Origin of the sequence: Melghirimyces thermohalophilus (assembly GCF_900102685.1) — a bacterium.
GTDB lineage: Bacteria > Bacillota > Bacilli > Thermoactinomycetales > DSM-45169 > Melghirimyces > Melghirimyces thermohalophilus.
The window spans coordinates 1-13,169 of the sequence record NZ_FMZA01000032.1; the positions used below are offsets into that span (position 1 = coordinate 1).

Annotated in this window: 13 protein-coding genes and 1 pseudogene; 13 read left to right on the top strand and 1 reads right to left on the bottom strand. The window is 48.6% G+C overall.

Annotated features, from left to right (window positions below):
• The 4 genes from BLP91_RS16910 to BLP91_RS16115 all read left to right on the top strand — a co-directional run.
• On the top strand, positions 1–555 hold a 555-nt coding region (locus tag BLP91_RS16910; protein ID WP_218119258.1), incomplete at its 5' end, for a hypothetical protein.
• Between the two features lie 53 nt (positions 556–608).
• Entirely contained in the window at positions 609–1,172 is a 564-nt protein-coding gene (locus tag BLP91_RS16105) for a hypothetical protein (RefSeq protein ID WP_091573138.1), read from the top strand.
• 87 nt (positions 1,173–1,259) lie between these two features.
• Complete coding sequence (locus tag BLP91_RS16110) at positions 1,260–1,583, top strand: hypothetical protein (protein ID WP_143003591.1); 324 nt, start codon at positions 1,260–1,262, stop codon at positions 1,581–1,583.
• An 18-nt stretch (positions 1,584–1,601) separates the two neighbouring features.
• Positions 1,602–1,979 (top strand): hypothetical protein, encoded by a 378-nt coding sequence (locus BLP91_RS16115; RefSeq protein WP_091573140.1) that lies wholly within the window; start codon positions 1,602–1,604, stop codon positions 1,977–1,979.
• 1,019 nt (positions 1,980–2,998) lie between these two features.
• Here BLP91_RS16115 and BLP91_RS16125 read toward each other — a convergent pair.
• Positions 2,999–3,877, bottom strand: a complete 879-nt coding sequence (locus BLP91_RS16125; protein ID WP_091573142.1) for a glycerophosphodiester phosphodiesterase — start codon at positions 3,875–3,877, stop codon at positions 2,999–3,001.
• 224 nt (positions 3,878–4,101) lie between these two features.
• Here BLP91_RS16125 and ggt point away from each other — a divergent pair.
• From ggt to BLP91_RS16170, 9 genes and pseudogenes are all read left to right on the top strand, one after another.
• Positions 4,102–5,852, top strand: a pseudogene (ggt, locus tag BLP91_RS16130) (gamma-glutamyltransferase).
• A gap of 357 nt (positions 5,853–6,209) precedes the next feature.
• Positions 6,210–6,671, top strand: a complete 462-nt coding sequence (locus BLP91_RS16135; RefSeq protein WP_176758062.1) for a prepilin peptidase — start codon at positions 6,210–6,212, stop codon at positions 6,669–6,671.
• 70 nt (positions 6,672–6,741) lie between these two features.
• A complete protein-coding gene (locus tag BLP91_RS16140; RefSeq protein ID WP_091573144.1) occupies positions 6,742–7,500 on the top strand; it encodes a CpaB family protein in 759 nt (252 codons plus the stop codon).
• 63 nt (positions 7,501–7,563) lie between these two features.
• Entirely contained in the window at positions 7,564–8,742 is a 1,179-nt protein-coding gene (locus BLP91_RS16145; RefSeq protein ID WP_091573145.1) for a CpaE/TadZ family protein, read from the top strand.
• Between the two features lie 17 nt (positions 8,743–8,759).
• Positions 8,760–10,130 (top strand): TadA family conjugal transfer-associated ATPase, encoded by a 1,371-nt coding sequence (locus BLP91_RS16150; protein WP_091573146.1) that lies wholly within the window; start codon positions 8,760–8,762, stop codon positions 10,128–10,130.
• The gene (locus BLP91_RS16155) at positions 10,130–11,068 is read left to right on the top strand and encodes a type II secretion system F family protein (protein WP_091573147.1); all 939 of its coding nucleotides are present in this window, start codon (positions 10,130–10,132) and stop codon (positions 11,066–11,068) included. Before BLP91_RS16150 ends, BLP91_RS16155 begins: the two co-directional genes overlap by 1 nt.
• 14 nt (positions 11,069–11,082) lie before the next feature.
• The gene (locus tag BLP91_RS16160; RefSeq protein ID WP_091573148.1) at positions 11,083–12,000 is read left to right on the top strand and encodes a type II secretion system F family protein; all 918 of its coding nucleotides are present in this window, start codon (positions 11,083–11,085) and stop codon (positions 11,998–12,000) included.
• A gap of 99 nt (positions 12,001–12,099) precedes the next feature.
• Entirely contained in the window at positions 12,100–12,390 is a 291-nt protein-coding gene (locus BLP91_RS16165) for a hypothetical protein (protein WP_091573149.1), read from the top strand.
• Positions 12,391–12,469: 79 nt separating this feature from the next.
• The coding region (locus BLP91_RS16170; protein WP_143003592.1) for a VWA domain-containing protein at positions 12,470–13,169 on the top strand (700 nt) is incomplete at its 3' end.

A 13,169-nucleotide genomic window follows, 5' to 3' on the forward strand; every position in this document is an offset into this window, starting at 1 on the left:
TTGGGAATTCCCCTTTGGCCGGCATTGATCAAATCCTTCTTTATGTTTATCGCTCTGTTTTTAATTCAGCTCCCCTTTATCAGCATGGCTCTTCAATATGCACGCAATGAGGACATTCGGCTAGGAAAGACATTGGCTGATGCTTTTCAGCCGATGCTTTCCATTTACGTGATGAGTTTTTTTGTTTCATTTCTCATTGTGACTGGTTCACTACTGTTGATTATTCCCGGTTTGGTTTTGTTCCTTCTGTTTCTCGGAATTTCTTATGCAGCTATCATTGACGGTAAAACATGGTTGCAGGGGGTCAAACAATCTTTTGCATTTGGGTCCTCTCATTTTTTTAAATTGCTCGGTTTGTTGTTTGTGTTTGCCGTTCTTGGGTTGATCACCAGTTTTGCAGTCCTTTTTGTACTCTATTTAGTTACCGGGTTTTATCTGATCTTGAACGTGTCCGTCATAATTACCAATTCCCTTCTTTTCTCCATCCTTTTCTTTACAGTTTCTTTTTACTATCTGGATTGGTCAGATGGGGCAGTTGGTACAGAGGTTATATAACTATAGCGAAAACAATTTGAGAAAAAGGAGCGAACCATTCCCGAGGTGAAGAGATGGAGTGGCATAATAAACGGATCATTCGTTTTTTCACGTTAAGCCTGTTGTTGTTTTATGCCATCAGTTTAAGCAGTCCCTTTGTCGGAGTGGCGTTAGCCGATTGGGAGCCGCCAGCGCCCTATGAAGCCCCTGACGATACTTATATATCGCCCGATCCCTATAAAGCGCCGGAACATAAACAGTCCGATCCTTATCAAGCGGAAGATCCGGGAAAGCGTGAGGGGGAAGAGCGATCGGGTGGCGCAAACTCAGGTGGGGGATCAAGTAACGGGAAGGACGAATGGCCGAAGGATTGTGATGAGGAATATGATGATAGAATTTGCACTGCTCTTACCTATGCCGGAAGCATCTTTGATGGGATCAAAGGGCTTCCCAGCATGCTGTCGGCGGCAAACGGTTATCAATTAAAACCGACCAATCTCCCTCCATGGATGGGACAAACCCGGGAACAAGTTTTTGAAGTGGTACGAAAAAATAGGCTCAAATTGGGGAGTATTGGCGAGGGTGTGCCCCGTTACAGTTGCAAGGCGTTGGAAAAGCGGCGAAAGGAAATGCCGTAATCGGTGGTGTATTTAATTCAGCTCAAACCATCGTCATGGCAGCCACTGAGTGGCACGATACGGGGCCAGATTTCGGATAAATCGAAGTTGACGGCCGATCTCATCGTCGATTTTGGTGTTGGCGCCACCGCAGGGGTGGCGAGTACTGCTATTGGTGCGGGAACTGCAGCGTATGTTGGTGCTAGTATCGGATCTGTGGTTCCTGGCTTAGGTACCGCAGTTGGTTTTGGAGCTGGTTTAGTAATAACGGGGCTATTAAACACAGAAGCAGGTCAAGCCTTTACTAATTCGCTTAAAAAAGGTACCAATAAAGCAATAGAATGGGGGCGTGAAAAAGGAAAAGAAGTAGCGGATACGGTGAAAAAGGGTGCCAAGAAGGCGTGGGATACGGTGACAGGATTATTCAGTTAAGTATAGGGGGATTCGTATTTGTCACAACAGCTGGTTAATACCCATCACATTTATCATGGTTTTTGGGTGTTTTCGATTATGGGAGTATTTGCAGCACTGTTTCCGGAACCCTCCGCCTTCTGGGGCTGGGTGTTGCTGGGTAGTCTGATCGTGAGTGGAATTTGGTCAGGGATCGGTTACTATAAACGACTGGATCGGAGACTCAAATGGAGGGTCATTTATGGAATTGTCCATTTCGATTTATTTTCCGGTTACGCAGCTGTGATTGCCTGGAGAGGGAATGGCGAGACCTTTTTAGGTGCATTACTCTTTTTTGTGCCAATAATCCTTGCAGGGTGGATCGGTCATCGTTATCGCCAACGCATTTTGTCCGAGATTTTAGAGCCTCGCTCTTAGTTAACCTGTTTTTTGTGGTTTGTGGCAACGGGAGCCGGTGGAGGGGCGATTGCGGGAATGGCACTTGGAAAATCATTTCCCCAAATTGGTTTGTGCTGGTTCTTTTCGCCCATTCAGGATGGATCAAGGCGGAAGATCCGGATTTTTAGCCGCATCAGGATGAACAGGTAATATGCCCCGTTCCCTTTTAACATATCATTGGGGAAGGAACCATATAAAGTTCTTTGATATCTGTTCCATGCCGATGGTTACCAAAAAATTGTAGAAACTAATTAAAAGAGTGATGGGGCATCTGTGAAGAATGTAATACGGTTTGGGAAACATCAGATAGAAGTGACAAAGTGGATAGTGAGTTGTTGGAAACTTATATGAGTAAATATGGGCTGAGTGGGCTTTGGTCTGAACTTGAAGTGATCAGGTAGTTGAAAAGAGGGAGACAGACTTTCCAGTCCCTGTCAAAACCGAAAGGAACCAGCAGATGTAAGTCCCGTTGGTTCCTTTTATGTATGGCTTGTCGTTTTATAATAGGTCGATAATAATTACAAGAGGGATTAGCAATAAGAATCCAACGATTGGCCACACAATCACGACACTGATGACTATGATAGCTAATTTCCATAATTTATAATCCGAAGCCCACTGGTTAAGTCGATTAATAACACTTTTTATCTGCTTTATCCAGGAAAGAACCAAAAAAAATAAAACAGTGGTGTAGAGACTCATAATGAGTAAGAGTGTAAAATCACTTGATCCGTATTTTAACATACCATAGATTAAACCGGTCATAAATACTGCACCAGAGTATAATAATCGTTTGCCCAGGATCAATCAAATCCCCCCCTTAGGTTTAAGTAAACTAAATTTTATCTTATAGGCGTTTCAGAATGATCTCCAAGGAGAAGCCGGTGCGCATTTCAACCGCTAAAAGTCTCTGTAATAGGATTTCGCATAGACTGAAAACCGAATTGAAATACGAAAGAAACTCAGCCGGGGACCGTGCCACGGCTGGTTTTTTGCTTTTATTTCCCCTTCAGCACCTCATGCAAGCGGTCGGGGTGGTTGGTGAACATGCCGGTGACGCCCCAGGCGATCAGCTTGCGCATGTCTTCCTTTTCGTTGACTGTGTAGGGGTGAATCTCCAAGTCGTGGGAGCGCACCTTTTGCACGTATTGCCGATCGATTTGATCGAAGTTGGGGCCGACGCCGATGGCGTAGGTTTCGATGTAGTCCAGTTTTGCATCATCGATCTTGGCCGGCGCTTGATAGGAGAGGAGCTGGATCAGCGGGATATCGGGGTTCATGTCGTGGACTTTTAGAAGGCTGTCTTGACTGAAGGACTGGATCAGCACGTGTTCCTTGGCCAGCTTTTTCTCCGTCAGCAGCCCGTGGCGTTCCAGCGTCTCCAGCAGTTTCTCCTCCATCCCCGGATACACGTCCGGCGCCTTGGTTTCGATATAATACTTCTTGTTGGGGCCGAAACGATCTAGGACCTCATCCAAGGTCGGCACCTTCAGCCCTTCGTATTCTGGTTTAGCATGCTCGGGGTTGGCCTCGTTAAACCAGGAGCCAGCGTCCAACTCCTTGATCTCCGCTAGGGTGTGATCTTCCACCCGGCCGGTGCCGTTGGTGGTCCGGTCTAGCCGCTCATCGTGCATGGCGATCAGGTGGCCGTCTTTTGTCATCTGTAGATCGATCTCGATATAATCGCCTTTCATCTGATCCCCCAGTTGATACGCAGGGAGCGTGTGTTCCGGAGCGTAGGCGGACGCTCCTCGGTGGGCGACATTGAGCACGTCCTTTGACTTGTCCTTGGCAAAGGCGGCCCCGGGGGAAAAACCGGCGAACAGCACGCCGGCGGCCGCCACACCGGTCAACAGTTGATGCCAGCTCATCTTCATCGAACCCCTTCCTTTCTACTAACATGTTTCCCGTTCATCCTAACCTTTCATTATGAAGCGATTATGGTTACAAGGTAAAGATACGGTTGACAGTACGCTCGATGCCCTGTTTCTATTTCCCCATCGGTCGGAGAATCTCCTGCCCGTATGGTTCAAGGGTTTGGCGGATGCGGTGCCGAATATAAGATGAGCTCCACGAAACCATTTAACAAGGGAGTGATCGGATGCCGCGAAGGATAACCAGCGGGCTCAGCCTGACGTTGATGGTTTTTTTGCTATTTACAGGGATGCTGCCGGCGGTTCAGGCTGAAAAACCGGCCCATCATCCCCGCCAAGTGGATGTGGGGCGGACGGGATGGTGGTCACCTCTCATCCCGCTGCCTCCAAAGTGGGCGCCCAGGTGTGGCGCCAGGGCGGAAACGCCGTGGATGCCGCCGTCGCTATCCAGTTTTCCCTCAATGTCACCGAACCGATGATGTCAGGAATCGGCGGGGGCGGGTTTATGATAGTGTACAACCAAAAGAGCGGCGACATCTCCATTGTCGACAGCCGGGAGCGCGCCCCGGCAGGAGCCGAGCCGGATATGTTTCTCGATGAGAAGGGAGAGCCCATCCCCTTCCGGGAGCGTCACACCCACGGGAACGCCGTCGGGGTGCCCGGCACACTGAAAGGCTTGGAGACCGCCCTCGACCGCTGGGGGACAAAACCCCTCTCTGATCTGATCCAACCCGCCATCCGCCTTGCCGATAACGGGGTCAAAGTCAACGGGGTGCTGGCCGATGCGATCGAGGAGAACCAGTGGAAACTCTCCGGTACCGCCACCAAAGAGGTGTTCCTGCCGGGTGGCGAGCCCCTGCAAGAAGGGGATCGCCTGGTCCAGAGGGATCTCGCCAACACCTTCCGCCAGATCGCTACACAGGGCGCGGATGCCTTATACCGAGGGGAGATCGGAGAGGCGATCGCCGAGACAGTCCAGGCCTATGGAGGCAGCATGACCGTCGATGACCTGGCCCGTTACCAGGTCACCTGGGATAAGCCCATCCGCGGAACCTACAAAGGCTACGAGATTGCCGGCATGCCGCCTCCCAGCTCCGGCGGGATCACCGTCCTTCAGATCCTGAAGCTGCTGGAGGAAAAAAACGTGGGTTCCTATGATTCTCTCTCCTGGGAAAAATACCACCTGCTGGCGGAAGCCAACCACCTGGCCTACGCCGACCGAGGCGCCTACATCGGCGATCCCGAATTTGTCAACGTGCCGCAACAAGGCCTGCTCCACCCGGATTACATCCGGGAGCGCGCCGCCGGCATCTCTATGGACCGGGCCAACCCCGACGTGGAGCCGGGCGATCCCTGGAAGTACCAGGAGAAGGAAGAGCCCTCCCCGACCGTGGAGCAGAAGGATCCCAAGCCGATCGGCCAGACCACCCACTTCACCGTCGCCGATCGCTGGGGCAACCTGGTCTCCTACACCACCACCATCGAGCAGGTCTTCGGCTCCGGGATCATGGCCCCCGGTACCGGCATCATGCTGAACAACGAACTGACCGACTTCGACGCCACCCCCGGTGGCCCCAATGAAGTTCAGCCGGGCAAACGTCCCATGAGCTCCATGAGCCCCACTATCGTTCTAAAAGACGGCCAACCGATCCTCACCGTCGGCTCCCCCGGTGGTCCGACCATTATCAACTCCATCTACCAGACCATCCTCAACGTCCTGGAATACGACATGGAGCTGAAACAAGCTATCGAAGAACCGCGTATCTACACCAGCCAATACCCCACCATCCGCTGGGAGGAGGGCATCGCCAAAGAGGTCCAACAGGCCATGGAGGCGAAAGGTCATCAATTTGAATCCAGCCCCCGCCCCATTGGCAACGTCCAAGCCATCCGCATCGACCCTAACACCGGCCTCTACCACGGCGCCGCCGACTCCACCCGCGAAGGAATGGCGATCGGTATCGGGGGGAGGAGATAATCGGCGGATTACATGAGAACGCCCCCAACGTGAGTTGGGGGTTTTTTGTAAGTGGATGGGTCCAATGCATTATAATTTGGGGAGCTTTGATCGTGATTTTACGGTGAGGAGATGTCGTCTCGTAGACCAACCCCTGTCGGATTTCATCGCCGTGGGCCACTTGAATTGGGAGAGAAGGGCGAGTGTATGGGGTATTATGAACGTTGTAGTTAAACGTGTTTTGTTAAAATTGTTTTAAGTATTAGCCACAAAGTCGTAAATTGTCGAGAGACTCTTGCCAGAAAGGTGGGAATATATTAATCTCTCAATAAGCAATGGTTTCCAAATTCGAATGCTTTTCTTGTGTAGGTGAGTTTATTGGCCGAACATGTTCTCTATTTGGCATTAATCGCTCTTCTTATCGCAGCGACCGTTACCGACCTCCGCGAACGGTTGATCTATGACCGGTTTGTGTTGATCGGCCTGATCGTTGCGATCTTTATTCGCACCTTTTACCGTCCAGAGCCGTGGTGGACCTACCTATTGACAGGAGTAGGGGTGTTTGTTGTTCTCTTTATCATTGCAGCCATCACTCAAGAACGTTCCATCGGTGGTGGCGACGTCAAACTCTTTGCCATGCTCGGCCTGGCTGTCGGTTGGGAACCATTTCTGATGATTTTCATCCTGTCTCATGTGATCGCTGCATTCTACATACTCTTCCTAAAACTGATTCGCTGGAAACATGTCACCGGAAAAAGCGAATTTCCCTTTGCGCCGTTTATTTTGATCGCGACAATATTGACTTCGTTCTATAACCTATTTATTAACGGAACGGCGTGATTTTCCTGTATTTGCAACAATTTTTTGGATTTGGGTGATCGATACTTTAGGTAAGCAGGTGAATGCCATCATGCAGGATGCAAAGCGTAGAGCACTCATATTTTTAGTAATGGCCTTAGCTTTAGCAGCTATAGCCGGGTTTTTATTTCTACAAAAGGTTAGTGCGGTAGACGCAAGATTGGGAGACAGGGCTACCGTTTGGGTCGCCAAACAAACTATCCCCCCACGGGAGCCTTTGAAAGCTCAATATTTCGAGGCGATGAAGGTCCCCGAACAGTTTGTACAAGATTCCATCGTGACCGATTTGAAAGCAGTTGAGATGGGCGAGTATACTTATTCCATCGATCAACTAATATCCGTGGCACCGATGTCAGAAGGGGATGTGTTAACTGATAACGTTTTAAAAACGAAGTCTTTTCTTTCCTCCGAAAATAAGAGAATGGTTACTCTTGTCAGATCGGACCGGTTAAGATTTGATGGTTCTCTGGATATTAATGACCACGTGGATATTATTGTTTCTGAAGAAGGAAAAGGGACCTACACCTTTTTGAAAGATGTTCCAATTGTAGGGATGACAGAAGATGGGTCAGGGATTGGGGTTGAGGTATCGCTAAAAGAAGCGGAGAAATTGATCGATAAAGAGAACTTTGCTATATCAATCCGTGTGTTGAAAGCTCCGAGTGAGCAATCGAAAGGGTCGAGTGGACAGTCGCCAAAACAAACCCTGCCCAACCAAAACCCGTCACCCAATGCAAATGATAAAGATGAGCAACCGGTACAAAATGGTGGTAATCAGAAGGAAGGGGACGGTACCGCTCCTTCCCAGTAATGGACTTATTTCATCATCCTCATCCTTAGTCTAGAAGATGATTCGATTGGAGGTTCCAGCTCCATGAGGAATAAAGAAAAACTACTTATCGTTAGTGAAGACCCATCACAGGCGGAAGATATTGTAGAACAGATCGGTTCTTTGTATCCTCAACATCATCACATCGAACCAGATGAGGTTCGAAAGGAAATCGTGCGCTTACAGCCAGATATCGTGTTGCTTTGTGAACGGAAAGATGGGAGTGGTGTACAACTGCTTCCTTACCTTTCAAAAGAAGTACCGGATGCCATAACCATATATCTGACGAATCGCAGGGATCCGGTTCGTACACGGGATGTAAATCGTGCTGGTGCTTTTGATATTCTGTTTCTTCCAGATGAAATTAATGCTTTGGAGGATGTGTTAAACCGTGCGGTGAAGGCGCTTCAAACCAAATTGGATTCTCGTGATGAAGTCGAAGTTAATTTTGCTTGGGCTCAAGGGAAAGTGATCGCTTTTTACAGCGGCAAAGGTGGTTGTGGACAAAGTTTAGTTGCTTCAACTCTCGCCCAGACCATCGGGCTTGATTCCAGCTCAAGTGTGCTTTTAGTGGATCTTAATATGCAATACGGAGGTATTGAAACCATACTTAACGTTGATAATCCCCGCAACTTATATGACCTTGTGCCTGTGATCAATGAGTTGAACGATAACCATATCCGAAGTGTGACATCTGTGGAGGAGTATTCTCAGATTGAAGTCCTTTCAAGCCCAGTGGATGCGGAGACAGCCGAGAATATCACAGAAGAACACGTAGAACGTTTGATCCGTACGGCCCGCCTTTATTATGACTATATTCTGATAGATCTTCCGACCGAGATGACCCCCATGACCTATACTGTTTTGGAAGAAGCGGATCATATCAGTTATGTGATGGTACCGGATATGTTGTCTTTGCGGGTATTAAGCAATGTTCTGGATCTTTTTTCCAAGTTAAACATTGATCCGACAGACCGTCTCCACCTCTTGTTAAACAGAGTTAGTCGGGATACGGAATTAATGCCTAAAGATGTTAACCGCCACTTTTCTTTTCCTGTAGTCGCCAGTTTTCGGGAGGATTATAAACGGATTCAACAATTGCTGAATAAGGGGAAGCTCATTCGCAAGTCACGCCGAGAACGGGCTTTACCAAACTTTGCTCGGGATGTTCAAAAATTAGCCAGTTGGTTGTTATCCAGACAAGGAAATAATCAATCGGCGTAGTATGAGGGGGTGTCCTGATGTCGCTTTTTTCACAAGCTAGAAAACAACAGCAAAAAAAGCCTTCTCCCCGTCAGGCTGCGGTCGAACGAAATACGCCAGCCATCGGTGAAAATCGAATTGATCAATTAGCTAGGCACTTTAAAGCCCGGCTTCTCCGTGAAACTGATCTGGAAAAGCTGACAAAGATGCCATCCTCTGAACTCCGAGTTACATTGGACAGGCTGATCGGTCGATATCTGGCGGATGAACAGGTCGTTATTACTCAACAGGACCGAAACAAGCTGATTAGTCGGATCATCGACGAATCAGTCGGTTACGGGCCACTGGAGCCTTTGTTGGAAGATGAAGAGATTACAGAAATTGTAGTAAATGGCCCCTATGAAGTTTTCTATGAAAAAAACGGGCAACTCCATAAAACCGATATCCAATTTCGGGATGAAGAGGCCCTGCGTCATGTGATCGACCGAATTGTTGCTCCCATCGGACGACGGATCGATGTCAGTTCTCCGATGGTGGATGCGCGGTTACCGGACGGGAGTCGGGTGAATGCGGTGATTCCCCCCATCAGTCTTAAAGGCTCTTTGGTATCCATACGGAAATTCCGGAAAGAGCCGATACAAATGGAAGATCTGATTTCCTTTGGAAGTTTAACTTCGGATATGGGTCAGTTTTTGACTAGTTTGGTAAAAGCCAAGCTAAATGTAATTATCTCCGGAGGAACCGGCAGTGGTAAAACGACTCTTTTGAACGCGTTGGCTTGCTTTATTCCGGAAAATGAACGGATTGTTACCATTGAGGATATGGCGGAGCTTCGCATTCCCCATGGTCATGTAGCCGGAATGGAAGCCCGTCCGGCTAACGTGGAAGGCAGAGGGGAAGTCACCATTCGCCAATTGGTTCGCAACTCTCTTCGTATGCGCCCGGATCGGATCATTGTGGGAGAGGTACGGGGAGCAGAAGCTTTTGATATGCTTCAGGCGATGAATACCGGTCACGAAGGATCGATCACCACGGTTCATGCCAACTCTCCCAACGATGCATTAAGTCGCTTGGAAGGCATGGTGATGATGTCCGGCATGGACTTGCCTTCGGAGATTATTCGTCAATATATTATCGGGGCGATTGATTGGATCGTCCAAATCGGCCGCTTGCCGGATGGCCAACGTAAGATGCTGGCCGTTTCCGAGATGCGGGAAAAAGAAGATGGCTCCGTGAAGCTCGTGGATATCTTTCGGTTTGAGCAAACCAATGTATCGGAAGACGGGAAGGTGGAAGGCTTCTTTACTCCGACCGGCGAGCTCCCGTCTTGCTTAAATCGGTTGAAAGCTTACGGTGTGGGAGTCGATCCGAACATATTCCGTCCCAACAGTGGAAGGGTGAAACCCTGATGAACAGTGGATTGGTAATCGCTCTGTTGGGCGGAGCAGCAATCTTTTGTTTAATGGTGGCACTCTATTATCGGTTGAAGATCAACAGGGAAAAACAGCAAATCCATGAGGCCGTGGGAAAATGGATTCAGGCTGAGGGCCCCACTCAAGGTTGGTCGGATGATTTGGCGGACCGCTTGGATCAAACCCAGTGGGCCAAAAACCTGGCCCCCAAATTGAAGCGGGCCAGCGTCAAGCTTCGTCCTTCGGAATATGGGGCGGTACTGTTTTTGTTGGGTGTAATGATGATTTTTCTCTTCCACTATGGAATGGATGCGCCGGTGTGGATAAGCTTGATCATCTCCACAAGCTTAACTCCCCTATTATCCAAGCTGTTTTTAAACTCACGAAAGCATATTTACATCCATCGAATGGACGCCCAATTGTCGGAAGCTTGTCGCCTGCTCAGCAGTGCAGCCCGAGCCGGCTTGTCCATCCCGCAGGGGTTGGAGTTAGTGGTAAAGGAGCTCCCCTCCCCCATTAAAGATGAATTGGGGGTAGTAGTAAATGAGCTACGGTTGGGGCGGGATTTGGAACTTTCCTTAAATGAACTGTTGACCCGGGTCTCCAGCAGGGATCTTCAGGTGTTTATTAACGCCCTGATTATCCAACGGCGCGCCGGAGGAGATTTGGCCAAAGTATTAGGGGAGATGGCTACCACCATGGAAGAACGGAAAATTATCCACAAAACAGTGGAAGCGTCGATTGCACAAGCGCGGTATTCGGCGTACTTGCTTCCTGCTGTCTCTTTACTGATCGTTTATATGATGAGTCAAATGGTGGATAATTTCTTTCAGATGTTTACGGACCCGAAAGGTATGATCTTGCTTGCCATTTTCATTTTCTTGCAAGTGATTGGGTTTATCTTTATTAAAAAGATTGCCGACATCCGTATTTGAGTAGGTTGATAGATATGTCCACGATATTTTTATATTTCTTCGTATTTATGGCCTGGTGTTGTTTACTCGTGGCCGGCTTAAACTATCTATCTTATCGAAAAGAGCAGGAAACTGTGCACGGAAACTTGCTGCAAAGGATCAATCCGTGGAAATTTACCAAAAAGGAATACTCACGGGTTGAAATCCTGCATAAATGGTTGGATAACCTGGCACCTATCGGCCATAAAATTGAAATTTTGAGCGACCCGGAGGAATTGGAGGATCATCTGGTAAAAGCCGGACACCCCTATGGAATGACAGTGGATCGTTTACAAGGTGCCAAAATCATAGGAGCTCTGATCGGGCTCATCTGCGGGATCATGTACTACATCTTGGGCCTCCCCTTTGCGGTCATACTATGTGTTTTTTCTCCTTTTTTGGGCTATATGGCGCCCATCACGGTCATCCGAATGATGGCCAAAAGGCGCCAGGAACAAATTCGTTACGAGTTGCCGGACTTTCTGGACATGATGAGCATCACCTTACAAGCCGGGATGGGGATGGATGATGCCTTACATTACTATGTGAGCACCAACAAAGGGCCGCTCAGTGAGGAATTTGCCCGGCTCAATCAAGAGATTAGCTTTGGGGTGCAGAGGGAGACCGCCTACCGTGCCTTCATGAAGCGAATTACCTCCACTGAATTAGAAGCCTTAATCCAATCACTCATCCAGGCACACAATCTGGGAACCCCGGTTGCCCAGACGTTTGCCCAGCAAGCGGAGGAAATGCGCCGCATGCGCTCCGAACAGGCCAAAGAGGCAGCCGGGAAAGCGGCCCCAAAAATTTCCTTAGTCAGTGGTCTGATCATTGCTCCTTCGATCATGTTGTTGATCTTGGGGTCAATTGTATATAGCTATTTCATCGCCAGAGATATTTTTGGCGGAATGTAAATGATTTGAAGGGAGGTGAGGAAGGCCGCGATTAGGTGGAGTTGTTCTCATTATTGGAGTTATACAGGTTATTCTAAACAAACCAAAGGAGGAAGTCTTTTGGACAACAAAATGAAGTGGAAATTGCGCTGGACGTCTGTAAAAGAGTATTTGCCGACCATGAAACCGTTAAAAAGTCGGAAAGGGTCTCCGACCCTGGAATATGTGGTGATTATCGCCGTCGGAGCCGCATTTGCTGCACTATTGTTGCAGGCGTTTAAAGGTGATGGGAAAGACTCAGTAGGTGGTATGTTAAAACAAAAGGTTATAGATACAGTTGAAAAATCGGGGAATGTGGAGAAAACCAACGGAAATGGTGACGACAACAAGGAAGAGAAACCTGAAGGTTAATAATTTAAATCATTGCTTGGCAGTATGTGACATTCTTGCGGTCACATACTGCCGGTTGTTTAAATGAGGAGTGGGTTCGATGAATATTCAATGGCAAATAACCGCGCTCATCTTATCTTTTGTGTTGATAGTGGGGTGCACCTCTCCAGCAAAAGAAGCGGAACCGGAAAAGAAAAAAACCGAAATTCCGGAGCCGGCAGAGACCGTGGAAGGGATGCTCAAGGAAGGACCGGGGAAATATGCCGGTAAAAATTATGACGAGCAAAAAGTAAACCAATACATAAAAAAACTGCCGAAGGATTTATCGGCGGAAGAATACTATAAACATCTGGTCTACCTGTTGGCGGAAAACTACGAGAAGGAAGTCGAAGATCTGGATCATTTTGATACCAGTTTCGTGGTGGATAGGGAAACTCCGGATGATCCCGAAGCCAAAGAAGCACCCAAACAAAAACCCCTCAATGTCACCATTCTGCTGGATGCCAGCGGAAGCATGGCCGGCACCGTGGATGGCGGAGTGAAAATGGATCTGGCTAAGGCTGCTATCAAACGCTTTGCCAGCTCCCTGCCCAGCCATGCCCAGGTCTCCTTAAGGGTCTACGGACATCAAGGGAGCAACCAGGAAAAAGACAAGGCCAAGTCCTGTGCCAGTACCGAGGAAGTTTATCCGCGTTCCGCCTACTCCGAAAAAAAGTTCAACCAAGCTTTAGACCAGTTTAAACCCACTGGCTGGACCCCCATCGCCAAGGGAATGGAGGAAGCGTATCAGGATCTAAAAG